Here is a 25,582-nt window from a genome sequence, read left to right on the forward strand (position 1 = left end):
ATGCTTAATATGAATATTTTAAAACTTAACCATTTCTGCCTTGGTCTTGCGATTGCTTTGTTAAGCTTATCATCTTGTGATACGAAAAACAATTCTGAGACAAGTTCAATTGCCAAAGTAGATTCTTTGTTGAGTGTCATGACGCTTGAGGAGAAAATTGGTCAATTGAATTTGCCCAGTGCAGGAGATATTACTACAGGTCTGGCCAATAATACTGGCATAGCTACAAAAATTAAGGAAGGTAAAGTAGGCGGACTTTTCAACATAAGAGGCCTTGATAAAATAAGAAAAGCACAACAGGTAGCTGTCGAGGAAAGCAGGTTAGGCATTCCTTTAATATTTGCCATGGATGTGATCCATGGATACAAAACTACATTTCCGATACCATTAGGAATATCATGCATCTGGGATATGGAAATGATTGAGGCTTCAGCCCGTATTGCTGCCCAGGAAGCTACTGCTGAGGGAATAGCCTGGACATTTTCACCTATGACTGATGTTTCCAGAGACCCAAGGTGGGGTAGAATTTCAGAAGGCTCGGGCGAAGATGCCTATCTGGGAGCTCAGATTGCAAAAGCTATGGTAAAGGGGTATCAGGGTGACGGATTATCACTAAATAATACCATGATGGCTTGTGTTAAGCATTTTGCGCTATATGGAGCCTCAGAGGCTGGAAGGGATTACAATACGGTGGATATGAGTCATTTGCGAATGTACAATGAATATTTTCCGCCATATAAAGGTGCGGTGGATGCTGGAGTGGGCAGTGTAATGGCCTCATTCAATGAGATTGATGGAATACCTGCCACAGGCAATAAATGGTTGCTTGACGAAGTACTTAGAAATCAATGGGGCTTTAACGGACTTGTGGTAACGGATTATACTGGTGTTAATGAAATGGTAGATCATGGTGTTGGTGATCTTCAGCAAGTATCTGGCATGGCGCTGAAAGCCGGAGTTGATATGGATATGGTGGGTGAAGGATTCCTTACCACATTGAAAAAGTCTTTAGAAGAAGGGGCTATTACCGAAGCTCAAATTGACATGGCTTGCAGAAGAATTTTAGAAGCTAAATACAAGCTGGGCCTTTTTGATGATCCATATAAGTATATAGATGATGCCCGTGCTTCCAATGAGGTATTTACTGCTGAGAACAGGGCCAAAGCCAGGACAATAGCCGCTGAATCATTAGTACTTCTTAAAAATGAAAATAATGTACTCCCTCTAAAGGAAAATGGAACCATTGCCCTTATAGGGCCATTGTCAGATAATGTTGAAAATATGCCGGGAACATGGAGTGTCTCTACGGATGTAAAACAATCCATTTCTTTGCTTCATGGTATCAAAGAGGTAGCAGGTGACAAAGTTAAAGTGCTTACAGCAAAGGGAGCAAACATTTTAGATGATGCAGATTATGAAGCCAGGGTAAGTGTTTTTGGTAAAAACACCTATCGTGATGATAGGTCAGAAGAGGAAATGACAGCCGAAGCGCTTTCTATAGCTAAAAAAGCCGATGTTATTGTTGCTGCTATGGGTGAAGCATCAGAGATGTCTGGTGAAAGCTCCAGCCGATCTAATATCGATTTGCCGGCAGTACAACAGCGACTGTTGAAGCAGTTGTTGGCAACAGGTAAGCCTGTTGTTCTTGTCCTTTTTACTGGCCGACCATTGGTGCTGAAGTGGGAAGATGAAAATGTGCCTGCCATTCTAAACGCCTGGTTCCCGGGAACTGAAGCCGGACTAGCTGTGGCCGATGTCCTTTTCGGAAAGGTTAATCCTTCAGGCAAACTGAGTGCTACTTTCCCACAAAATGTAGGACAGATCCCGATTTACTATAACCACAAGAATACTGGCCGACCTTTAGAAGGCAAGTGGTTTCAAAAGTTCAGATCAAATTATCTGGATGTGTCTAATGAGCCACTTTATCCATTTGGATATGGCCTTAGCTATAGCAATTTCAGCTATGGTGAGATTAAATTGAGTAGCACTGAATTAAAGGGTAATGAGTCTTTAACGGTTACTATTCCTGTAACTAATGACAGTGATATTGACGGTAAAGAAGTCGTTCAATTGTATATCCGTGATATGGTAGGGAGCACAACCCGGCCTGTTAAAGAATTGAAAGGATTTCAAAAGGTACTCATAAAGGCAGGAGAAACTAAAGAGGTGAGCTTCACTATTACCACCGAAGATTTGAAATATTATACCTATGATAATCAGACGGATAGAAATATAATTTATACCTGGGAACCTGGAGCATTTCAAGTAATGGTGGGTACCAATTCAGCGAATGTTAAGACCACCAATATTATATGGTCTGAGTAAGAGGAGATACTTATGTCATTAAAAGAGGTTTGTTTTTTTAGTGCTTAAGGTGTTTAAAAAGGAATATGTCGGAGAAATTTCAAATACATACCAAGTGAGTCCAGGTAAGCTGTGCTCATATCTGGAGTCTCTTCGACCCTTTTTTACAACTTTACAATAAACAGGTGATATCTGAATACAAAAGGTCATTGCTGTAATAAATTGAGCGTAGTGATGCAATCAGAGAATTTTTATGTGACATCATAAGAATTAAAAACCTTAATATTGGTAAATATTAAATGGTGGTGTTTTATTAAAAATGAACTCATGAAATCTACAATATTAACTGTCGGACTTATTTGTCTTTCTGTTTTAGTAATTGCTCAGAAGAAAGAAACCTCCATTAAAGTGATGTCCTACAACATCAAGTTTGATGATAAAAATGACCCGGTTAACAACTGGGCTAACAGGAAAGATCAGGTTGTTGGTCTTTTGAAATACCATGAGCCGTTGATATTTGGAACTCAAGAAGGTCTACATCATCAGCTTGAAGATATAAAAGCGGGTCTTTCAAATTTCGAATATATAGGAGTGGCTAGAGATGATGGAAAGCAAAAAGGAGAGTACTCAGCTTTTTTCTACAACACCAAGTATTTCAAACCTATTCAGTCAGGCACATTTTGGCTGTCAGAGACACCAGAAACACCATCTAAAAGTTGGGATGCTGCTTTGCCACGCGTTTGCAGTTGGGCAGAAATGGAAGACATTAATTCTAAAAGGCGATTTTTCGTTTTCAATACGCACTTTGATCATATTGGTGTGGTTGCCCGTGAGAAGAGTATTGGGGTGATCATTAATAAAATAAAGGAGCTGGTGAATGACCTACCTGTTGTGGTAATGGGAGACTTCAATTTTGAAGATGATACAGCACCTTATAAGAGAATGACTGAATTTCTAAACGATACCAGATTGGCTGATAATGTTGATCCATATGGTCCAGAGGCCACCTTTAATGGATTTCACTTTGATGTGCAACCTGAAAAAAGAATTGATTACATTTTTGTTAATGATCAAATCAAAGTCAAGTCATTTGCAACGCTGAGTGATAGCCAGGACATGGCTTATCCGTCAGACCACTTTCCGGTAGTGGCTGATTTAGAATTAAAATAGGGTCGGAACTTCGTATAGGAATTTGTTAAACGGCTTCAGACTTATTCGCCAACTGTCCGCAAGCCGCATCAATGTCTTTGCCACGGCTTCTTCTAACCGTCACGGAAATATCATTGTCTTCCAGCATCTTCACATATAGTCCTATAGCTTCAGGAGCAGCTTGCTGAAACTCACCGTCATCAATAGGGTTGTACTCTATCAGGTTGACTTTGGCTGGTATAATTTTGCAGAATTTGACCAGTGCCTCGACATCTTGCTTCTTATCATTCAGGCCTTTCCAAACCACATATTCATAAGTCACCTTGCGCTTGGTAATATTATACCAATGCTTTAGTGCATCAGCCAAATCATCCAATGGACTCGACTGATTGATCGGCATAAACTGAGACCTCTTTTCATCAATGGCTGAGTGCAATGATATGGCCAGATTAAACTTAACACCATCATCAGCCATTTTTTTGATCATCTTAGGAATGCCAACGGTAGACAAAGTGATTCTCTTGGCTGACATGCCTAGCCCTTTGTCTCCAGTGATTTTATCTATGGCAGCAATTACATTGTTGTAATTCAACAATGGTTCCCCCATACCCATAAACACGATGTTGGTCAAAGGCCTGCCAAAGAACTGATCTCCCTGCTCTTTTATGGCCACCACCTGATCGTAGATCTCATCAGGATTAAGGTTTCGCATTCTTTTTAGCCTTGCAGTTGCACAAAAATGGCAGTCAAGGCTACAACCGACTTGTGAAGAAATACAAGCTGTTATTCGTTTGTCAGTCGGTATCAAAACCGATTCTACCGTCATGCCATCAAATAGCTTAACCGCATTTTTAATGGTGCCGTCATTGCTGCGCTGCATTTGATCAACCGCAATGTGATTGATGACAAAGTCCTTTTTCAATTGCTCTCTGGTCGAAAGCGAAAGGTTGGTCATCTGGTCAAAGTCCTTAGCGGATTTCTTCCATAGCCACTCATCTACCTGCTTGGCGCGAAATTTCTTCTCACCGATAGATTCGAAATATTCACCAATCTGATCTGCTGATAGTTGTCTTATGTCTTTTTGGGTTGCCTCTGCCATATTTTGCAAAGATAGGGACTTATAAACCCAGCTTTAGTTTTTCTTGAAATTTTGGTACACTAAAATCTCAACTTATTTTAAAAATAATTGCTATTTAATATCTTCTAGTAACTTTTTCGCCAGTTCTCCATACTCACTGTTTTGCAATTCACTTAATAGTAAAAGGGATTGTTGGACATTTTCTTCCTTCATATAAGTTAAAGCTAGGTACCACTTAGCTGCATTAGTATTTCCTTTTTTACTTTCAATAGCGTTTTCAAAGGCTTTTTTTGCTTCAGTCAGTTTAGAAAGGTTTAAGTAACAGTTTCCAATAAGCAAATCTCTATTGGGTGTTTCTATTTCCTTGAAAATTAATAGAGCTTCTTCAAAATTGTGGTTGTAATATTTTGAAAGGGCTATTTGCAATGAGTCTTGATCTGAACCTCGTAGTAATGGAACACCTGCATAGGGCTCGTAATATTCTAAGTATAGACTATCGAAATTATCCTTTCCAGAGTTAAAAATGAATAGGGATACACACACGATGAGAGCGATAGTTGCTGCTATTCCATATTTGTAAGCCATGAGGTATGACGTGAAAGAGGTAGTACTTTTTGTTTTTTTTGAACTGCTATAAAGCTTCTTTAATTCATTTTTTAATTCGATTTTTTGCTGAGCTTTTAAATAGTTCATAATGTTCCTTTGGGTCTCGTATTCAATTTTGAACTCTTCTGAATCATTAATTTTAGAATTAAAATCTTTCTGTTGAGATTCTGTCAGTTGATCTCTCAACGCAGTATAAATAAGTTCAATTTCCTCTATTGTTAGTGCCATTACTTTTGAATATTTAAATATGACTTGGCTTCAATCACAAATTTTTTGTAACACCTGGATTTTGATGTTTTGGCCACATCAGCATTTCCTAAGTTTAGAAGCTCTGCTATTTCGGTCATACTCAGTTTGTCAATATAAAAGTAAGAAATGATATCTCTACATTTTTCAGATAATTGAGACCAGGCATGTTTAGTAGCATTCATTCTCTCATGATCGAAATCTCCTTTATCAGACATATCAGTGTCATAGTAAAACCTTTCAATATCCGACATTTTTCTTCTCCATCTTTTTTCTGTTTCTATTCTTGCCAAATACATATTATAACAGGTCTTAAATATGTAGGCTTTTATATTAGTGATATAACTTAACCTTTTGTCAATAAGCTTTTCACGGAAATTCATTACCGACTCAATCAATATATCTTCAGCATCTTCCTTTGTTATGTTAGTTTTTTTCATGAGACCCCTAATACAGTACTCGGCACAGCTTTCAAATATTTTTGAAAGCCCTGAGTTGTTGCCTCCAAGCATTTCAGCTCTTAAATGGTTGAGTTCGTCTTGATTCACTGATATATAATAAACTACATAAAACGTAAACATAAATTTTATCAGTTTGGGATGTTTACCTTTTGATCAAAATATTATATGGGGGTATATGTTTAACCTAAAATTTAATAATTATGTCAATTAAAAATTATTTATTGTTGTTTCTACTAATTGGAGCAATGTCTTGTGAGGATACTCTTGATGATTTTGATCAACCTTCACAAACAGAAACTAATAAATCCACTAAACAGGCTAATTCAGGTAGGCGATTACCTACAGATGCCTATTATAGCCAAGGCTATTCATTTGGTGTGAGTGATGCGAACTGGCTTGTTGATCAGACTTTTGTCCAAGGCAGTTGTATTGGGTCAGGTATCACTATTGAAGATGATGGAACCATTGACAGAAGTAGTATGATAATTACAACGGGATCATGCTATATTACCAATGCCCAAATGTATAGTGCGTTCAGTAATTTTGTGTCTGGCTATAGAGCAAATTTATTGAACAGAATCCAATCAACAAGTAATCCAGAAAAGCAGTATTACCAGGGAATTTTAAATGGCTTTAATAGTAGAATTTGTCAGTTGAGATTTACTTATGGGTACAGTGTTGGAGGTTGCTAGTTGAAATTGAATTAAATAAAAGGCCAGTTTATGGCCTTTTATTTAAGATTTGCATTTAGAAGTGAGAATATGAACAGTTTACATATCAAATTCTATATTATCAACTCACACTAAAGTCCTCATAGTTTTTAGTGTCCAAAATACCCCCAGTGTTTCTAATATTATATTCTGTTTCTACTAGCAGCAGATAGAATAAGTTGCGCTTCTATAGTCATCATTAAGTTTAAAACAAAATCCCAATACTTAACTGATAGAAACGAAATGTATTTTCATAGTTTAGTTTAATTATGTTCGTTCAACAAACTATGAATAAAGCTTTCGCATTACTGCTCATTTTAATACCGTGTCTGGGGTACGGTCAAACTTCTGAGACTACCTTGAATAAAGGTACATCTTATTATCAATCTGGTAATTATGATAGCGCTGAATATTATTATTTGAGGGTGCTTAAAAATGAGAAGCCAAATTCATTGATTTATCTACTCTCTGAGCTTCAATTAGCGGAGTTGTATTGTAAGGTTGGGAAGGGTAAAGAAGCAATTCAACTTTCTAAGACCTTAGAAAAAAAAATGCCTAATGATACGCTCCAGGCTCGCGTTTACATCAACCTTGGTAATGCAATGGCCATATTTAATGGAGATAACGATTCTTCACTTTATTTTGTAAACAAGAGTATTAATATTCTAAAGGAAAAGGAGAATAACAAAAGACTTCTTGCCAATGCATACAAAGCTAGAGGAGTTACTTATTTTGATCTTTCAGAGTATCAAAATGCTATCAATGATTATAATAAAGCATTAGTATTATTTGAAGCAACTTCTGGAAGGGTTTCAAAGGATGTCGCTAACACGCTTAACAATATTGCAAACGCTCTTGACGGTTTAGGTTATTTTGAAGATGCTCTAAAATATCATCAGGAGTCATTAACATTAAAAAAGCAAGTATATACCCCTGACCATTTAGAACTGGCAAAATCGTACAACAATCTTGGCAATTCATATCAATATTTAGGACAATTTGACAAGTCATTGGAATACTTTGAAAAAGCTAAAAATGACAAAATTAAGACATATGGTTACTTACACGGAAGTGTGGCTTCTACCCTGAACAATATTGGTAATGTTTATTTTGACATGGGACAGTATTCTAAATCATTAGAAGTACATCACAAGGCCTTGTCTATAAGGCAATCTGTATATCCTAAGAATCATTCTATATTATTATATTCTTACCTAAACATGGCTCGAGTTTTTCCTGAATTAGGACAAAATGATTCGGCCATATATTATTCTCATCTAACCCTAGATATATTAAATAAAAATTACGATCAGCCGAATTATTTTTTTGTTGTTACATACCTTAATTACTCGTCCTATTTAGCTAATGATAACCTATATGATGAAGCGTTAGAATATCTGGGCAAAGCCCTATCAATTGCAAAAGGACAATTTGGAATCAAACATCCAGTTATAGCTGAGATATATTCTGCTATATCAGATATCTATGAAAAGCAGCAATACATCAATAAAGCAATAACCTGTATTAATGAAGCCATAGTTACATTATCTCACCATGATGCGAATGACATCGGACATGTTGATGTAGAAGATGTATTAGATCAAAGACTTTTCATGAAGCTTTTGATCAAAAAGTGCAGATTGATTTTTTCTAGAGTCAAACTAGTGCAGGAGTATAGGGAGACACCTGATGTATATACTATTCTTAATATCTTAGGGCAATATGATAAATTCATGGAGACCTATAGAAAATCTCTTTTTTCAAAGAGAGACATAGCTAGCTTGGCTGAAGATTCCAGAGACGCCTATGATATGATGGTAGAGGCCAATTACATTCTTTACAAAACTACCGGAGATGATAAGTATGCGTTAAATGCACTAGGAGCTTCGGAAAAAGGTAAGTCAAATGTTTTGTTAAGTAGGTGGGCTGAAAGTAATGGGTTGGAAAATGGTGGTGTTCCGTCTGAAATATTGAGAAGTGAAACTGATTTAAGGAAGAAGATTTCTTTTTATCAAACCAGAATAAAAGATAAAAATGATGATAAACATTTATTTGACTCTTTATTTACTGCTAAAAGGAATTTAGAGAAGTTTATTAAAGATATAGAAACCTCATATCCCAAATATTACGATCTTAAGTACAACTATTCCTTTGACACTTTGACTATAGAACTAGGCAAAAGGCTGGATTCAAATGAAATGTTAGTAGAGTTTTATAAGACCGACTCAAGCTTATTCAAGTTTACAGTTACTAATGAAGGTTTCGGTATTAAAAAAGTTGATTTGGATGTTGATTTTAAATCAAAGGTAGCTTCGTTTATTGAAATGAATAACCTTCAACAATCAGTAACTCCATCTCGCTACAACGAAGCTGCAAAGGAATTGTATGATGTTTTGCTTGAGGATTGTCTGGAGGGTGTACATAGAGCTCAACTAATAATAGTGCCTGATGATATACTGGAATATATCCCTTTTGAATTACTTAATTCTAGAAATTCGAAGGCTAATTATTTTGGAGATCTTCCGTATTTAATTCACAATTATTCAGTTCGGTATGCTAACAGTATTTCATTGCTCTTTCGGCAAGAAAGAAAGAAAATAGCATATGACAGACCACTTGTAAGCTATGCGCCAGGATATGCGCTGTTATCAAATAATAACTCACTCAAGTTTCGAGGAGCCTCTATTGGCCCGTTAGTGTGGAATCAAAAGGAAGCCTCAGAGATAGCCAGTCTATTTGACGGCACATCATATTTAGATCAAAATGCGACTGAGAAGAATTTTAAACAAAGCATAAATAAGCCAAGAATTATGCATTTTGCTATGCATGCATTAATCGATGACAAAGAGCCAATGAATTCTAAGCTTGTTTTTGAAAGTGATTCAAGTGATACTGAAGATGGATATTTACACGCTTTTGAGCTGTACAATATGAAACTTGAAGCAGACTTAGCAGTATTAAGTGCATGTAATACGGGAACTGGCTTTTTGACTAAAGGTGAGGGTGTTATGAATTTAGCAAGAGCATTTTCGTATGCAGGAGTGCTTAGCGTTGTTATGACCTATTGGAGTATTGATGATAACTCTTCAAAAGACCTTATGATTGATTTTTATCAAAATCTTTCTGAAGGAAAGGGTAAAAGTGAAGCGCTTCGGCATGCAAAACTAGAATTTCTTGAATCGGCCTCTCCAGAAAAGCAACACCCATTTTATTGGGGGGCATTTGTAGTTATTGGGAATGACGAGCCCCTATTCAGAAAATATAATAAAAATTGTATTCTTATTTTATGCCTATTATTTTTTAGTCTTACTCTATTTATAACACATCGAAACAAGATCTGATATTACCAGAGTACTCAAGGTTTACAACTTTTAAGTCTAAAACCCCTCCTTTAACACTTCTTCAAATTTTGGAGGAATAGGAGAGATCTTTTTTTCTGCATAGTTCATGCATACTATCCCTGTTTTGCCTCTGGCTACTTCTTTATTGTTCTTTGTGTTTATCAATTGATAATGCATGTCAAACCCAAACTTACTGAAATCATCAACGGCTATTTTTATCTCCAACTCATCTCCATGAAATCCTTCCGATTTATAAACCACTATAGCATCAGTTACTATGATTCCAACTCCATCATCAATGGACAACTCATCTTTTATGCCCATGGCTTTAAGTAGTGCAAGGCGGCCTTCCTGCATGATGGTTAATATGGCATCATTGCCTACATGTCCGCCATAGTTCACATCAGAAATGCGGACTGTATAGTTGGCGAAAAAGATGAATTTCTCAGGGAGATCAAGTTTTATTCGGGCCATAGATTTTGTGTTTAGTCGAAGATAGTCAGTGTGTATCATAAAAGTTCTGTAATACTCAAAATATGATTTTGTGACTTTCCATTCGATGAAAAGTCACCAAAAATCTTGCCTTCTGTAAGATTTTCCGAGCGAGGAAATCTTTCTGTTCAATCGATACGCACTAAGGACTTGAGAACTTTCTACTTTCATAGTTAGTGGAGTAGCACATTGTACAGAAGGCTGATACACGAGTTTTTTTAAGCACTCACAACATCAAAATACTAACACTGATTGTTGCGCAGTGTGCTAAGTACTGTTCTATGGAATGTGTCTTTTGCTCGAGTCCTTGGTGGTGTTCATGTGATTAATAGTTATTAAGTATCTCGGAAAACCTTGCAACAATCTTGATTTTTTGCTTCGTTTTGCATCAAGGCAAAATGAAGAGCAACTAGGACTTATTGAGCTTTTAGTTTTATGTGAAGTATAGTTTGACCTAGTGATCTTATTCCTGAAAAGCGACAAGTTGCTATATTATTTGATCCTAAATCGCAAAATATTGCCATAATGGCACAAAATATTACAAAGCGACCAGAAATGTAGGCCATATTGACTTGATATCTTCATTGGAGTACTATTTGACCAATGGAGGATGGAGGAATTAATAAAATGAATTTTGATAAATACACAGTAAAATCACAAGAGGTACTTCAGAAAGGAGCTGAAGTTGCTACTGGTTTTGGTCAGCAGGCCATTGAACCGGGGCACCTTCTCAAAGCCATTCTTTCTGCAGATGAAAATCTTGTATCATTCTTGGTGAAAAAGCTTAATGTCAATGCCCAGCATTTGAACAATAAACTTGATGAAATTATAGACTCTTACCCAAAGGTAAGTGGACAGCAACCCTATCTGTCAAATGATGCTGGAGCTGCTTTGCAGAAGGCAGAAAAGGAGTTAAAGACTTTTAATGATGAATATATAGCTGTAGAGCACATTATCATTGGTTTGCTACAAGGTAAAGATAAGGTAGCTTCTCTTTTAAAGGACGTAGGCTTCGAATATAAAGGGCTGCTCACTGCCATTAAAGAGCTTCGTGGCAACAGCAGGGTTACCGATCAGAATGCAGAATCTAAGTATAAATCGTTAGAAAGATATTCGATTAACCTTAACGAACAAGCCAAAAAAGGCAAGATTGACCCTGTCATTGGTCGTGACGATGAGATAAGAAGACTACTTCAAATCTTATCCAGAAGGACAAAGAACAACCCAATTCTCTTAGGTGAACCTGGCGTTGGTAAAACAGCCATCGTTGAGGGTATGGCCCAGCGAATTGTAGATGGTGATGTACCTGAAAACCTTAAGGATAAAATCCTTATCTCATTGGATATGGGACTTTTGGTGGCTGGTGCCAAATACAAAGGCGAATTTGAAGAGCGTTTGAAGGCTGTCATCAAAGAAGTGACAGATTCAGATGGACAGATCATTTTGTTCATAGATGAAATTCATACACTTATAGGAGCAGGTGGAGGCGAAGGAGCTATGGATGCTGCCAACTTGTTGAAACCTGCTTTGGCTAGAGGTGAGCTCCATGCTATTGGTGCCACTACGTTGAAGGAATATCAAAAATATGTAGAAAAGGATAAGGCCTTGGAAAGAAGGTTCCAGGCAGTAACTGTAGATGAGCCTAATCAGGTAGATGCCATCTCAATTTTACGAGGTATTAAAGAGAAATATGAACTTCATCATGGTGTGAGAATAAAAGATGACGCGGTAATAGCGGCTGTAGAGCTCTCATCCAGATATATTTCTGACCGGTTTTTGCCCGATAAGGCTATTGACTTAATGGATGAGGCTGCGGCTAAGTTGAGATTGGAAATGGATTCGATGCCAGAAGAACTGGATGAATTGAACCGTAGGATCATGCAGTTTGAAATTGAGCGTGAGGCCATCAGAAGGGAGAAGGACAAAGATAAGGAGCGTGTCCTTACCAAAACTATTGCAGAGTTGACTGAGTCAAGAAATAACCTAAAAGCCAAATGGGAAAATGAAAAGGCCGTTGTTCAGGGCATCAGGGATGAAAAGGAGAAAATTGACAAGCTGAAATTTGAAGCTGAGCAGGCTGAGAAGTCAGGAGACTTCGGTAAAGTAGCTGAAATCAGATATGGTAAACTTGTTGAAGCAGAAAAACATTTGGCAGAATATCAGGAGAAGGTAAAAGAGCAGCAAGGCAATAATGCTATGTTGAAGGAGGAAGTTGATAGTGAGGATATAGCAGAAGTGGTAGCCAGATGGACGGGTATACCGTTATCCAAAATGCTACAGAGTGAAAGAGAAAAACTATTGGTACTTGAGGACGAGTTGGGTAAGCGTGTGGCAGGCCAGGAAGAAGCGATAAGAGCACTTTCTGATGCGGTGAGGAGAAGCAGGGCAGGATTACAGGATCCTAAAAGGCCAATAGGCTCTTTCATATTTCTGGGAACAACCGGTGTAGGTAAAACCGAGCTTTCAAAGGCCTTGGCAGAGTATCTCTTTAATGATGACAATGCGATGGTGCGGATTGATATGTCAGAGTATCAGGAGAGACATTCTGTAAGTAGGTTGGTAGGAGCGCCTCCCGGATATGTGGGTTATGATGAAGGCGGTCAGCTTACTGAAGCCGTGAGAAGAAAACCTTACTCTGTGATACTGCTCGATGAGATTGAGAAGGCCCACCCTGACGTTTTCAATATATTGTTACAGGTATTAGATGAAGGCAGATTGACTGATAACAAAGGCAGAGTGGCCAACTTCAAAAACACCATCATCATCATGACTACCAATATGGGTTCTCATATCATTCAGGAGAATTTTGAGAATATCACTGATGAGAATGTTGAGGAAGTGATTGAGAAAACAAAGCTGGAAGTTTTTGAAGTGCTGAGGAAATCAGTGCGACCAGAGTTTTTGAACAGGATTGATGAGACTATCATGTTCAGGCCATTGTCGAGAGCAGATATCAGAAAGATAGTTGATATTCAGTTCAAGCATATTAAAGATACTCTGGCAGAGAACGGTGTGAAGATTGAAATCTCTGATAAAGCACTAGATCAGCTAGCCAAGCTCGGTTTTGACCCGCAATTTGGAGCAAGGCCATTGAAGCGAGTGCTACAAAAAGAACTGCTTAATGAACTTTCTAAAGAAATATTAGCAGGTAGAATCAATAAAGACAGTTTAGTTGGCGTTGATGTATCAACTGATGGCCAAATCGAGTTTTTAAATCTCGATAAAGTGGAAATCTAGTTCTGATTGGTTGTAAAAGCCTTGATCGATGTTTTAACTCATTGGAGCATCTGTCAGGGCTTTTTACTTTTATAAATGACCTTCTTCTACGTTAAAGAATCGTTTTAATTTTATTACCGAGTTTTTATTGGTAATCATAATCAGGTAGTCGCCTTCGGCAATTTTGACAGTCTCCTCAGGGTTTTTCATCAACTTCCTTTCAGCACCATTGACCTTAACAATACCAATTAAAATAACATTAAACTCTTTTTTCATGTCATAGAACACCTTGTCATAAAACTGGTCTATGAATGGGTTATTTTCTATTACTTTATACTGCTTAATATCATAATGCTCATCGGTTTGTGGGTAAGCGATGATCTCCTCAGAGTAAATGGCCACATCTGGCTCGAAAATATAACTGGCTAACAGCCGTGATGCTATCTCATGTTTTGATACCGCATAAGTAACCCCTGCGCTTTGGAAAGTGCTTTTCAGGTTGGCATTGTCAAGGGTAACTACAAAATTCAGATTGTCGAAGTGCTTTTTCAGATTAAGGACATAAACAAGCTTTTCGGTATCATCATGAAGGTTAACAAACACAATGGAGCTGTCCATGATGTTCATTTTATTGAGGTATTCAAAATTGTTGTAGTCTGAGAACAGGGTGAATACATTTTTCTTTGGGTAGAATTCCTGAATGATATCGATATTGTCTTTTTCCTTTGTAACAATGGCAATACTTCTGCCCGCTGCTATAAGTTGGTCAACAACAGCCTTACCAAAATCTGACCATCCGATCATGACCACATGATTCGTAAAATTCGTTCCGTTCATACCCAGTTTGTTATGTTCTTTTATAGTACTCATTATGTTGCTAATCTGGCCTATGATAACGCCATAGAAACCAAGACTAGCCAAAAGGAAGATAGAAGCAAACATTTTACCTTCGTGAGTGACAGGGTGTAGGTCACCATATCCCACCGTGGTAAGAGTAACTATTGAAAACCAAAGGGCATCTCCAAAGTTTTTTATGTTTGCTTCGGGATTATGCGCTTCAATTTTTATCAGCATCGCTAATAGTGCTACATAACACACTATGAACGCAGCTACTACAATGAAAAAGCGTACGTAATTGGGTTTCTTCATTTATCGACTATCAAATTCTAAGATAGTAAAATTGAAATCTTATTAATGAGTTTGGGGCTGTTTTTAGTTGAAAGGACAGATGATTATTTATTGAGCCTTACTTTGCCCTGATGCGGCCTATATCTGTATAAAACCAATTACGAAAAATTTCGTAATAAACTTGGATAAGAAGAAAACCTGTTTTATAATTGTATTACGAAATTATTCGTAGATAGTATGATTCCACAACCAACAGAAAAAGAGTTAGATATTTTGCAGGTACTTTGGGCCAAAGGCCCACAAACTGTAAGGGAGATAAACGACCAACTTCAGTCAGAAAAGGAGATAGGTTATACCACCACATTAAAGCTATTGCAGATTATGCATGATAAGGGTTTGGTTTCCCGGGAACTTAACGGCAAAACCCATATTTATAAGTCGATTGTTTCTGAATCTGCTACTCAACAAAAAATGTTGGATAAGGTGGTTGATAAAGTATTTAAAGGTTCAGCCATGAACTTGGTGATGCAGGCTCTTGGCAATAGCAAATCAAGCGATAAAGAGTTGGATGAAATAAGAGCATATATTGATCAGCTTAAAAACGATAAAAATGATTGATCTGCTTCAAAATATTGATTCAATTGTACCTACTATTGGTCATACGCTCGTGCATTCATTATGGCAGGGCTTATTGATTTATTGCTCGTTGTTTCTTGTACTTACTATTTTCAGAGTAAGCAATAGTAAAATCAGATATGTATTTTCAGTAGCTGCATTATCGGTTTATTTTATAGGTACAGTAGTTACATTCTTCTGGATTTTTGATCCGGTAATTGCACAACAAACAGGTATCAAAAACATACAAATTTTGTTTGATAACGACTTCGCTACTACTTATAACTTTTCGTTTACCACTTGGCTGGCGCAAAATATCAACATCATTTTAACAGCCTGGTGTATTGGCGTTTTAGTAATGGTTGTCAGACTTTTGGGTGGCTGGTATTTACTTACCAGAATTAAGAAAAACGCTATTAGATGCTCTAATGAATTATGGTTAAATAAGTTGGAGCAGTTGAAGTCACGCTTAAAAATGACAGCAAATGTCATATTAAAAGTTTCAAATAGGGTAGATGTGCCCATGGTATTTGGAACAATAAAACCAATAATTATAATACCTACTTCACTACTCACAGGCTTATCAGACGATCAGCTTGAAATCATTCTGGCGCATGAGTTAGCACACGTAAAAAGGTATGATTTTATAGTAAACGTACTCCAGCATTTGGTAGAAGTAGTGTTCTTCTTCAATCCATTTGTGTGGTTAATATCCAATTTGATAAGAACAGAAAGGGAAAATGCCTGTGATGATCTGGCACTTTCAGTTTCTGGTGATTCTTATAGTCTGGCTTCTACGCTACTCAGGGTGGAGGAGATCCGCAGACAACCTCAGCTTGCATTATATTTCTCAAACAATAACAACATATTTCACAGAATTAAACGATTAACAGGTATGAAAACTCAAAACTTACTCGATACCAGAATGGTCATGCTGGTATTATTTGCAGCCTCATTAATGAGCTTTGGTTGGTATTCAATAAACGCGAAATCACAGCAGGAAATGAACGAACCCTTAGAGGTTGAATCTTTTGAAGACCCTTATGTAGATGTGGATTTAAAGGTTGACCCTCAAGTTGATGTCGAACCTGATCTGGTTGCAGTATATGAACCTGCCCCAGATGCTGACATAAATGAGGAAGTGGTACCAGAAACAGTTTTAGTAGAAGTTGACACTACTGAAAAGGATAAAGATGCCTGGAGGTATGAAAGGCGCGTGCCCCCAACGGCCCCGGTACACCCTGCACCTGTAATACCTGATTTTCCACCTATGCCGCCAATGGTTTTAGATGAATGGTCTGAAGCATTTGCAGAAAAGTTTTCTGAGCAGTTTGCAGACTTCTATGAAGATCATAAAGAAGAAATGCAAGTGATGATGCAAGAGTTGCAGGAAACTATGAGCTCGGTAGAAACCGAAAGGTTTGAAGAAGCCCGTGAGATTGCCATGAGACAAAGGGAAATGGCCATGGCTCAAAGAGAACAAATGAGGTTTGCTGAAGAGCACAGCAGAGAGGATGCAGAACGAGCTATGGTTTTGGCTAAAGAGCAGATGCAGCTAGAAAGAGAAAACATGAAGTCATTGAGAGAAGAAATGGTGAAGCTGGAAAGAGAGATGGATGTCTTTGAACAAAAGATGAAGAAGTTTGATGAAGAACTTAAAAATGAATTGGTGAAAGACGGCTATATCAAATCTTCAGAAGATATTAAAACTCTTGAAGTAAGTCGTGATGGACAGTTTAAGGTGAATAGAGTTAAAATCAGCGATAAAGACTCTAAGAAGTACGCTGAGATTTACGAAAAGTATTTTGACAACGATATCAAGGGGTTAAGGTATTCTCATGATTAAGAATCAATAAGAACTAACAATAAAGGCAGCACTGATGTGCTGCCTTTATTGTTTATCTCAGTTCCAGCAAAGCAATATTCTCCACATGATGCGTATGCGGAAACATGTCTACTGGCTGCACTTCTTTTACTTTATATTTTACGTCCAAGATGGCTAAATCACGTGCTTGTGTTGCCGGGTTGCAGCTGATATAAACTATCTTTCTTGCATTGCTGTCAAGAAGTACATCACAAACTTCGGGATGCATACCAGCTCTTGGTGGATCAGTGATTATTACATCAGGGGCTCCATTTTTCTTGATAAATAATGGCGTCATTATATCCTTCATATCACCAGCATAAAAGGTAGTATTTGTTACCCCGTTAATCTCGGAGTTAACCTTTGCATCTTCAATGGCCGCATCTACATATTCCACACCTATCACTTTTTTCGCGTTGCCGGCTACATAATTGGCTATAGTTCCTGTTCCGGTATAAAGGTCATAAACTATTTCATTGCCCGTCAAACCAGCCATCTTCCACGCTTCATGATACAGCACCTCAGCCTGGCTGGCATTGGTCTGATAAAATGACTTAGGACCCACTCTAAAGGTCAGCTTTCCACTGTCATCAGGTTTATTCATCTGCTCTTCAATATAGGGCAGCCCTTTTACATTCACTATTTCAAGGTCATGATAGGTATCATTGCCCTTATTGTTAATCACATAATTCAATGAAGTAATCTGAGGAAATTCTGCTGCAAGCATATCAAGAATGGAATTGGTCCACTCTTCATTATCCTGAGTGATTTGCAGCACTACCATCACCTGACCTGTTGAAGCAGTTCTGATTATAAGGTTTCTCAAAAAACCTGTTTGATGAACGAGGTTAAAAAATGGAATTTCCTTTTGTATGCAAAAATCCTTCACCCTTATTCTTATACCATTAGAAGGGTCTTGTTGAAGATGGCAGTGGTCAATATCCAAAATTTTATCAAACCTGCCTGGCATATGGAAGCCCAAAGCACTTCTGTTGATGTCTTCTCCGCTATCAATTTCTTCTCTGGTAAGCCATCGACTATCAGAGAAGGTGAACTCTAGTTTATTACGGTAGTAGTTGGTTTGTTCAGAACCAATTATTGGGTTTATCTTATCAAAAGCTATCTTTCCAATACGCTGCAAATTGTCAATTACCTGCTGTTGCTTATTGTCCAATTGCACTTGATAGTTGATATGCTGCCACTTGCAGCCACCACATGTTCCAAAATGCTCACAAAAAGGCTCACTTCTTAGCTTAGAATAACTATGAATCTTTAACGGAACAGCCTGAAGGTAACTTTTCTTTCTTTTGGTGATTCTTATATCACAAATATCACCGGGAGCTACCCTGGGAACAAAGATGATTTGACCTTCATGGCGGGCTATGCAATTTCCTTCAGCAGCAATCCCTTCAATTTCTATATTATTTAAGATTTTATTTTTTATCTTCATGTTTTATAAAATACGCAATCAATCAGGCTTATCTTTAGAAGTTGTTATTATTAGAAAGCTAGCGTATGCGCAAAATTCTACTTACTCTAATTGTTCTTCTGGCTTGCAAACTTACAAGTTTTGCCTCGCATATCGTAGGTGGGGAATTTGAATTATTGTATTTGCAAGACTATGAATTCAGCCTCAACATGATCATGTACTTCGATGAGAAGAATGGTGCTGCTGGCGCAAGGGAAGAATCCATTATTGTATACATATATCGGAAGCATGATAATACGCTAATGGGTTCCTACACCCTGAATAAAACCATTGATCAATTGGTGCCCTACAGCAATATAGAATGCAGCGATGGCCAGTTGATTACCTCCAGGTTATACTATTCCAACATAATTACCTTACCACCTTCTCAATTTGATCACCCTGACGGCTACTATGTTGCCTATGAGCGTTGCTGTAGAAATTATACTATAAACAACATAGAAAGTGCTATACCGGGTTCAGGTATTAGTGCTGGCCAAACTTTTTATTTGGAATTCCCTCCGGTTGTAAAAGATGGTGAGCAATTTATAAATTCAACACCTCGTTTGTTCCCCCCTTTAAGGGATTATGGTTGTGTGGATAAATTCTACTTTGCTGATTTTGGGGGAATTGATGATGATGGAGATTCATTGGTTTATACAATGGTTACACCCTACAGCACAATTGATACCCAATTGGCTTATCCTGTAACTCCGAATTCAGGGCCTTACCCTGAGGTAATATGGAAGCAAGGGTTTGGGCTTGAAAACATTGTCAATGGCTCTCCTGATTTGAAAATATCTGAAGCTGGACTTCTAACAGTAACGCCCAAGTTTGAAGGACTCTTTGTCTTTGCAGTTAAATGTGAAGAGTTCAGAAATGGAGAGAAGATAGGCGAAATGCGCAGGGACTTTCAGATGCTGGTAGTGAGTAATTGTGCTAACGAGTCTCCGGTAGTGCGGGCCCGAGAAAAAGGCAAGTCGGGATTTTATGTTGAAGGGAATGAACTTTACTTTCCTTATGTAGCCGATGAGCGCTGTGTGGAGATTTTGGTTAATGATGTTCCTGTCAGTGGAGATTTTTCTGAAGATGTTACCATCAGGGCTATTCCAATTAACTTTAATGCGCAGCTAGAGGGTATTGAAATAACTGAAACCCTAAATGCTCCTTTGCAATCAGTAATAGATACTGCTAGATTTGAAGTATGCTTTCCGCAATGCCCTTATGTTATTGGCAAACCTTACAAAATAGGCATTATTGCTTTAGATGACGCTTGTCCGCAGCCTGCGCTGGACACAGTAATAGTTACTTTAAATATACAACCACCGCCAAATACCAGGGCCTTTTTTGCAGAAACAGTCAACAGTCAAAAGATTAATAATATCACTAAAAATGTGACTTCCGTTGCAAACGGTAATTTAACTTTTGATATCAATGGTTTTGATTTGGAAGATGAGGTTTTGTTAGACATCACCCCTCTAGGCTTTAATTTAGCCGATGTGGGTATGACATTTACTGAGCCCCTCTATGGTAGTAATGATGTCTCCACAACATTTAACTGGAAGTATGATTGCAACACTGAAGATCTTAATTTCTCTCAGGGCAGGGATGTGCCAGTGAGTTCAGGTGTAAGAAAGGCTTTTGATATATTATTAAGGGTTGATGATGTTGACCAGTGCACTTATGAAGACCCAAAGGAAATAATAATGACCCTAAATATTGATTTTCCTGACCAAACGAAACCTAAGGTTTTTGAGGTTTCTAAACCCGGTGCAAGTTATCAACTACTCAAATATAAATATGGAGAGGTAGTTGACTTGAACATCAAAGCCCAGGATAATGATAATGACTTAATATCCTTATTTGGGATACCCAGAAACTTCAATTTTGAAGATGTTGGAATGACCTTTGAAAATAAGGCAGGTGCTGGAAATCCCGGGATTACAAGCAATTTATTTTGGAGCATCCCCTGTCAATATGATGGGGAGCTCGATTCGTTAAGGGTGTCATTTTTTGTTGAAGATTTGGATGATTGCCAGTTAACCAATACCGATACACTGGATATCGACATATTGCTTTCCTCACCAATAAATTCGGCACCAGAGGTATTTATGACTAGTCTTAATGATGTTGAAATCATCAATGACAGCATCAGTGTTATTGTTGGAGAAGCCATTGAGGTCAATATCCGCGCGCTTGATCTGGAGGGTGATGTTATTATTCTTGATCTGTTGGAGCGCAATGAAGATGACCCATTTGTTTTTGAAGCTGCCGAAGGAGCAGGAGCAGTTCAGTCGTTATTTAGCTGGACACCAGCATGTGTCGATCTAACAGGACCTGGTTTAAACCGGGATTTGGAACTAACATTTCTGGTTCAGGATCAGAATTGCTTTGAGTCACGATCAACTTTAAGAACATTGAAAATCCATGTTCAGGATCTGGAGAGCGGAGGTGAACAATTGTTGCCACCTAACTTCTTTACTCCAAATGGCGATGAGTATAATGCCTTTTTTGGAATGTTTAAGAGAGATGAAAATACCAATGAGCTAAGAAATATACTTCCTATTGACAATTGTGCCGGGCAATTTGAAGAAGTTGTGATTTTCAACAGGTGGGGGCGACAAATTTTCCAGAGTGATGATCGCGAATTCAAATGGTTTGGTGAAAACGCCTCTGCCGGTGTATACTATTACCAAATCCGATACACCAATCAGAAATATCAGGGCTCAGTGACCGTAATGTATTAATTTCAGAAAGCTATTTTTTTAAGCTTATCAGTTTTGATGTAACCAGTCTTGTTGTCAAACTCAACCTTTGTCCATACATCATACTCACCCTTGGTTTGTAGCCTGTTGCCCTTATCGATAATGCTAATCACTTCGGCACCAGCCCCAGGCCCACTCATCATGTAAGTGCTTGATTGATTAATGATGGCCTTATCATAATCGTGACCAAAATTGAGGATATAAAAAAGTATGGCCAGCGAAATGGACATAAAAGAAGCGGGCAGAACAGGGCTTCTTTTTAGATTGATCTTCATATGGTAAGTGAAGGCCAGAAATAAAAGGGAAAGTGCGAATACCAGCCCACAGATGATAAAGTAGTACTTATAAAATATAGTTTGGATGAATTCAAAATCGCTGAATTCATAACCTTTCATGTTTCGTTTTTTGGAAAGCTCTTCCATTTTGGAGAGCACTTTTTTGTCTGCTGTCTGTAGATAATAAAGATTGAGATAATAAAGTGCATCACTATAACCACCAAGCCCTTCCTTTATATAGGCCATTTTCAAAAGCATTGATGGGCTTGATTTCTTTTCCAATTCAAGAATGCCTTTGTACAGTTCAAATGACTCGGTATATTTCTTTTTTTCGAACAGAGAGTCTGCCAATGTTAAAGTGGTTTGTGCTTTGGCCGCCTGTGCAGTAAGTATTAATAAAATAATATAGACTACCTTTCTCATGTCGCAAATATAAGTTGAGGCTTTGTATTTTGCTTCATTAAGACAAGGGATTATGCAGGCGGCAAATAATCTGAACTTTTTAAGTAAATTTCTCACAGAAGTTTTGGAATTAAAAGGGGAGGTATTACATTTGCAACTCCATTGGAAAACGAGGCTCTGAAAGGGAGCTTTTTTAATGGAAAATATCTTAGGATTCAGTAGCTCAGCTGGTAGAGCATAACACTTTTAATGTTAGGGTCCTGGGTTCGAGCCCCAGCTGGATCACATCAAAAAGGCTTCCAATTTTGGAAGCCTTTTTTGTTATTATCATTTATACTCTCTCTCTCGTTAGTTCGAGCTTGTAGCTCGGACTTTACGTCCTGCAAATCCTGTTAAGTAATATGGCAGGATACGAGCTAAAAGCTCGCACCAGCGGAGGGTAAATCTTTCAATTTCAATGCATTTATGTTGGCCTTCTAGCAAACAATTACATAAGTCAATAATAAGTATTCAAAAAATTAATGACTTTTTCTTTGAGTATTTTTGCTTTGCTTGGTCATTTTGCTTGGTTTGCTTGGATTCTGTAAACCCTCTTAGTGTGCTATTTTTGACATATTTCACAAGATTATAGTTTTTTAATTAAAATATATCTTAATATAATTATTCTTATTGCTTGATTTGAATTTTAGTGTGGAAAACTAGCTAACATTATAATGTTGATATTGCTTGCAGATGTGGAAAAGTTTTTGGATTTTTTTTATATGCGTTTTTAGCCAATTTAGGGCTAAGTCATAATTAAAAATACATACATAACTAACTGTTTTACAGGGCTTTAAGAAGACTGTAGTTAAATTGAATTATTTAGCTACTATGATTTTGACGTAATACTTCACTTTTATATTTTAGTAGGACTATTAAAAGAAATAGAAAAGGGGGCTTAGCCCCCTTAAAGATTTTCCAAGTTAGTTAGCAGGTCGTTTGAAACAATAGAATATCCAAGCGTAATGGACATCAGACAATTCTCATAAGATTGCAATCTGATACGACATCCAACTATCTTCTTGAGTCCTAATGGCAGTTAGGACAAAAAGCCTCTTCATTTAGAGGTCAATAGCCTCAGCAATTGGTCATACCATGCGTTGGGGCTATTGCATTTATTGATGATCTTTATCAATTATTGTAGACCGATCTTCAGCAACTAAGAATTGTTGTGCCTTACCACAACTATACCAAATAAAATTATTATTAATTTACCTTGCAAATTTATGTGCCACATTTTGGACACAATTTCTATATCTATAATTATGTATCAACTAAATCTTGTAGAAATACCATCAATAAATTAAGCATCAAATTCTACATCATTTTTATCACCACATTTTGATTTGAAGTTAGATGGAGAAAACACTCTTGAGAAAGCGCAGTAAATTTTATTAAATTGTCTAATGGATTGGCTAGAATACATTCTCAAACTTATTCTCTTTTAACCCTTTAATACTTTCATCCCCAATCTACCGCAAGTTTAACGTAGTGTAACTTGTGGTTAGTTTAGTAAAGCAAAAGGTCTAAGTTCAAAACTTAAACCAAATAAGAATTACTAGGCTGTTGAACTAACGCTTCTTTAAGACCTTTTTAAAACAATAAAGCATGATGCCGGTTACAACCAATTGAACGGTGATCATGAAAATTAAGGGTTCCAAATTCATTTTTCTTGGGTTCTTCGTTTATGAGCTATGTACACCAACGTGGTTATTCCTACAAATAATATTAAAAGAACCCATCGGGCTATATTGGTATAAAATATTTCATTTCTGATTGATTCAATTACCAAGGGATCAACTGCATTATGAAGTGCGGTGTACATTTCCGTATTGCTGATCTGCAGGAGTAACGACTGTCCGTCCAGCGGCCAGACTCCATCATTGGATAGGCTTTTGAAAGCATCAATCCAGTTATTTTTGACAGGAGTGATGAGGGCACCAATAAACACACCGATAAGAAGTATAGGAGTTACATACTTAATTATATACTTAAAAATCACTGGAACTTTAATATCAGCGCCAGTTGTAATTTCCTGCCAACCTTTGTCCAGCCCGAATATCCACGCAAAAAGAATGGTTTCGGCTAATGCAAAAATCACTAATGACACCGTACCTGCCCAATAATCGTACTGCTCAAAATAACCGTATTTATAAAACAAGACACAAGGTAAACCTAAAGCCAACACAAGGGCTCCGAATGAAATGGCCCCTTTTATTTTGTTCCAACCAAATTCATCACTCATAAATCCCATCCATGGTGTGCCCATGGCCAGGGAAGAAGTAATTCCGGCAAAAAATAACAATCCAAACCATAAAACACCTGCCAATGATGCCAGTATTTCACCCCATTGATTAAACAAGAAAGGCATAGTTTGAAATGCCATACCAAAACTCATGTTTTCTTTAATCCATTCAATACCAAAGTAGCCGGCAGCTATTGGAATAACTATTAAACTGCCTAAAACTATTTCGACAAATTCATTGGTAAAACCAGCTGTGGACGCATTAAGTGCAATATCATCTTTACTATCAATGTAGGCTGCATAGCAATGGATTGTACCCATGCCTACTGATAAGGTAAAGAAAATTTGACCCGCTGCTGCCAGCCAAATGCCGGGCCTTAACAGGGAATCATATTGTGGTGTCCATAGATAATTGAGACCATCCCAGGCACTGGCAAGAGGAAATTGTTCAGAAACAGCACTAGTGCCAACAGTAAGGCCTTTGTAGGCTAAAAATATACCAAATATAACAAGCAGTGGCATTCCTATTTTGGCCACTTTTTCAATACCGGCCAGCCCCTTACTAAGAATGTAAGTGTTTATACCCACGCATACAATAAAGAAAAAAACTGCCTCACTTGGGATACCAAAAAAAGATGTCGATAAGTTGGTATAACTGTCAAAGTAAGCAGCAATAGACGATTGAGAAAGTGATGAAAATGTACCTTTAATACTGTGCAGGGCATAAGATAGTGTCCATGATTCTATATAACAATAATAAGCGGCCACGGCTATGTTGGTAAATATTCCAAAAACACCAATATATTTCCAAAGGGGTCTTGGGCTCATCGAGTTGAGGATAAAAGGTGTGGAATGATGTCCGTGCCTTCCCCCAAATCTGCCCATGGACCATTCAATCCAGAGTAGAGGTATGCCCATGAGTAAGAAGCAAACCAAGTAGGGGATAATGAAAGTACCGCCACCATTGTTAATGGCCTGTACCGGGAATCTTAGAAAGTTTCCGAGGCCAACAGAATTTCCAGCCATGGCGAGTATCAGACCTAACCTGGAACCCCAGGTTTCTTTTGTCAAATTCATACCATGTGAGACGATAAAAGAGATAAAAGTAACGGCTAAATAATTTCCAGTTCTGACAGTTACTTTCAATTGATCCATCGTCTCAACAAGTATAAAATATT

16 protein-coding genes and 1 tRNA gene are annotated in these 25,582 nt (G+C 37.6%); 9 read left to right on the plus strand and 8 right to left on the minus strand.

The window, feature by feature from the left end; all coding sequences use genetic code 11:
- Positions 1 to 9 precede the first annotated feature (9 nt).
- The gene (gene bglX, locus RIB54_RS07490) at positions 10 to 2,325 is read left to right on the plus strand and encodes a beta-glucosidase BglX (RefSeq protein ID WP_350100190.1); all 2,316 of its coding nucleotides are present in this window, start codon (positions 10 to 12) and stop codon (positions 2,323 to 2,325) included.
- A gap of 306 nt (positions 2,326 to 2,631) precedes the next feature.
- Positions 2,632 to 3,474, plus strand: coding sequence for an endonuclease/exonuclease/phosphatase family protein (locus tag RIB54_RS07495; protein WP_350100192.1), 843 nt, complete (start codon positions 2,632 to 2,634; stop codon positions 3,472 to 3,474).
- 25 nt (positions 3,475 to 3,499) lie between these two features.
- On the opposite strand, the gene rlmN is transcribed toward RIB54_RS07495, so the two are convergent.
- The 3 genes from rlmN to RIB54_RS07510 all read right to left on the minus strand — a co-directional run bounded on the left by rlmN (position 3,500) and on the right by RIB54_RS07510 (position 5,964).
- Positions 3,500 to 4,552, minus strand: coding sequence for a dual-specificity RNA methyltransferase RlmN (gene rlmN / locus RIB54_RS07500; RefSeq protein WP_350100194.1), 1,053 nt, complete (start codon positions 4,550 to 4,552; stop codon positions 3,500 to 3,502).
- 90 nt (positions 4,553 to 4,642) lie between these two features.
- Positions 4,643 to 5,365, minus strand: coding sequence for a hypothetical protein (locus tag RIB54_RS07505; protein ID WP_350100196.1), 723 nt, complete (start codon positions 5,363 to 5,365; stop codon positions 4,643 to 4,645).
- Positions 5,365 to 5,964 carry an RNA polymerase sigma factor gene (locus tag RIB54_RS07510; RefSeq protein ID WP_350100198.1) on the minus strand — a complete coding sequence of 200 codons (600 nt, stop codon included), beginning with the start codon at positions 5,962 to 5,964 and terminating at the stop codon, positions 5,365 to 5,367. The genes RIB54_RS07505 and RIB54_RS07510 overlap by 1 nt, the downstream gene beginning before the upstream one ends.
- 80 nt (positions 5,965 to 6,044) lie before the next feature.
- Between RIB54_RS07510 and RIB54_RS07515 the strand changes: the two genes are divergently transcribed.
- Positions 6,045 to 6,536, plus strand: coding sequence for a hypothetical protein (locus RIB54_RS07515; protein WP_350100200.1), 492 nt, complete (start codon positions 6,045 to 6,047; stop codon positions 6,534 to 6,536).
- A 305-nt stretch (positions 6,537 to 6,841) separates the two neighbouring features.
- The gene (locus tag RIB54_RS07520; protein WP_350100202.1) at positions 6,842 to 9,895 is read left to right on the plus strand and encodes a CHAT domain-containing protein; all 3,054 of its coding nucleotides are present in this window, start codon (positions 6,842 to 6,844) and stop codon (positions 9,893 to 9,895) included.
- A gap of 36 nt (positions 9,896 to 9,931) precedes the next feature.
- Here the strand turns inward: RIB54_RS07520 and RIB54_RS07525 are convergent, their stop codons facing one another.
- Complete coding sequence (locus RIB54_RS07525) at positions 9,932 to 10,369, minus strand: acyl-CoA thioesterase (RefSeq protein ID WP_350100204.1); 438 nt, start codon at positions 10,367 to 10,369, stop codon at positions 9,932 to 9,934.
- Between the two features lie 645 nt (positions 10,370 to 11,014).
- On the opposite strand from RIB54_RS07525, the gene clpB reads away from it, so the two are divergent.
- Positions 11,015 to 13,624: an ATP-dependent chaperone ClpB gene (clpB, locus tag RIB54_RS07530; RefSeq protein WP_350100206.1), complete on the plus strand. Its 2,610-nt coding sequence runs from the start codon at positions 11,015 to 11,017 to the stop codon at positions 13,622 to 13,624.
- 69 nt (positions 13,625 to 13,693) lie between these two features.
- Here clpB and RIB54_RS07535 read toward each other — a convergent pair whose 3' ends face one another.
- On the minus strand, positions 13,694 to 14,752 hold the full coding sequence (locus RIB54_RS07535; RefSeq protein WP_350100208.1) for a potassium channel family protein: 1,059 nt from the start codon (positions 14,750 to 14,752) through the stop codon (positions 13,694 to 13,696).
- Between the two features lie 216 nt (positions 14,753 to 14,968).
- On the opposite strand from RIB54_RS07535, the gene RIB54_RS07540 reads away from it, so the two are divergent.
- Positions 14,969 to 15,349: a BlaI/MecI/CopY family transcriptional regulator gene (locus RIB54_RS07540; protein ID WP_350100210.1), complete on the plus strand. Its 381-nt coding sequence runs from the start codon at positions 14,969 to 14,971 to the stop codon at positions 15,347 to 15,349.
- Positions 15,342 to 17,192: a M56 family metallopeptidase gene (locus tag RIB54_RS07545; RefSeq protein ID WP_350100212.1), complete on the plus strand. Its 1,851-nt coding sequence runs from the start codon at positions 15,342 to 15,344 to the stop codon at positions 17,190 to 17,192. The genes RIB54_RS07540 and RIB54_RS07545 overlap by 8 nt, the downstream gene beginning before the upstream one ends.
- 52 nt (positions 17,193 to 17,244) lie before the next feature.
- On the opposite strand, the gene rlmD is transcribed toward RIB54_RS07545, so the two are convergent.
- Entirely contained in the window at positions 17,245 to 18,660 is a 1,416-nt protein-coding gene (rlmD, locus tag RIB54_RS07550) for a 23S rRNA (uracil(1939)-C(5))-methyltransferase RlmD (RefSeq protein ID WP_350100214.1), read from the minus strand.
- 65 nt (positions 18,661 to 18,725) lie between these two features.
- Here rlmD and RIB54_RS07555 point away from each other — a divergent pair, with 65 nt between their 5' ends.
- A complete protein-coding gene (locus RIB54_RS07555) occupies positions 18,726 to 21,425 on the plus strand; it encodes a T9SS type B sorting domain-containing protein (RefSeq protein ID WP_350100216.1) in 2,700 nt (899 codons plus the stop codon).
- A 2-nt stretch (positions 21,426 to 21,427) separates the two neighbouring features.
- On the opposite strand, the gene RIB54_RS07560 is transcribed toward RIB54_RS07555, so the two are convergent.
- A complete protein-coding gene (locus RIB54_RS07560; RefSeq protein WP_350100218.1) occupies positions 21,428 to 22,141 on the minus strand; it encodes an SH3 domain-containing protein in 714 nt (237 codons plus the stop codon).
- Between the two features lie 191 nt (positions 22,142 to 22,332).
- Between RIB54_RS07560 and RIB54_RS07565 the strand changes: the two genes are divergently transcribed.
- Positions 22,333 to 22,405 (plus strand) — tRNA-Lys (locus tag RIB54_RS07565).
- Positions 22,406 to 23,822: 1,417 nt separating this feature from the next.
- On the opposite strand, the gene RIB54_RS07570 is transcribed toward RIB54_RS07565, so the two are convergent.
- The gene (locus RIB54_RS07570) at positions 23,823 to 25,559 is read right to left on the minus strand and encodes an SLC5/6 family protein (protein WP_350100221.1); all 1,737 of its coding nucleotides are present in this window, start codon (positions 25,557 to 25,559) and stop codon (positions 23,823 to 23,825) included.
- Positions 25,560 to 25,582 lie beyond the last annotated feature (23 nt).

Source organism: Fulvivirga sp., from assembly GCF_040218215.1.
Classification (GTDB): domain Bacteria; phylum Bacteroidota; class Bacteroidia; order Cytophagales; family Cyclobacteriaceae; genus Fulvivirga.

Coding starts and splice junctions, on each gene's coding strand:
- RIB54_RS07560 (WP_350100218.1), bottom strand. CDS start 22,141: ATGAGAAAGGTAGTCTATATTATTTTATTAATACTTACTGCACAGGCG.
- RIB54_RS07515 (WP_350100200.1), top strand. CDS start 6,045: ATGTCAATTAAAAATTATTTATTGTTGTTTCTACTAATTGGAGCAATG.
- RIB54_RS07570 (WP_350100221.1), bottom strand. CDS start 25,559: ATGGATCAATTGAAAGTAACTGTCAGAACTGGAAATTATTTAGCCGTT.
- clpB (WP_350100206.1), top strand. CDS start 11,015: ATGAATTTTGATAAATACACAGTAAAATCACAAGAGGTACTTCAGAAA.
- RIB54_RS07495 (WP_350100192.1), top strand. CDS start 2,632: ATGAAATCTACAATATTAACTGTCGGACTTATTTGTCTTTCTGTTTTA.
- RIB54_RS07540 (WP_350100210.1), top strand. CDS start 14,969: ATGATTCCACAACCAACAGAAAAAGAGTTAGATATTTTGCAGGTACTT.
- rlmN (WP_350100194.1), bottom strand. CDS start 4,552: ATGGCAGAGGCAACCCAAAAAGACATAAGACAACTATCAGCAGATCAG.
- RIB54_RS07545 (WP_350100212.1), top strand. CDS start 15,342: ATGATTGATCTGCTTCAAAATATTGATTCAATTGTACCTACTATTGGT.
- rlmD (WP_350100214.1), bottom strand. CDS start 18,660: ATGAAGATAAAAAATAAAATCTTAAATAATATAGAAATTGAAGGGATT.
- bglX (WP_350100190.1), top strand. CDS start 10: ATGAATATTTTAAAACTTAACCATTTCTGCCTTGGTCTTGCGATTGCT.
- RIB54_RS07505 (WP_350100196.1), bottom strand. CDS start 5,365: ATGGCACTAACAATAGAGGAAATTGAACTTATTTATACTGCGTTGAGA.
- RIB54_RS07535 (WP_350100208.1), bottom strand. CDS start 14,752: ATGAAGAAACCCAATTACGTACGCTTTTTCATTGTAGTAGCTGCGTTC.
- RIB54_RS07510 (WP_350100198.1), bottom strand. CDS start 5,964: ATGTTTACGTTTTATGTAGTTTATTATATATCAGTGAATCAAGACGAA.
- RIB54_RS07555 (WP_350100216.1), top strand. CDS start 18,726: ATGCGCAAAATTCTACTTACTCTAATTGTTCTTCTGGCTTGCAAACTT.
- RIB54_RS07520 (WP_350100202.1), top strand. CDS start 6,842: ATGAATAAAGCTTTCGCATTACTGCTCATTTTAATACCGTGTCTGGGG.
- RIB54_RS07525 (WP_350100204.1), bottom strand. CDS start 10,369: ATGGCCCGAATAAAACTTGATCTCCCTGAGAAATTCATCTTTTTCGCC.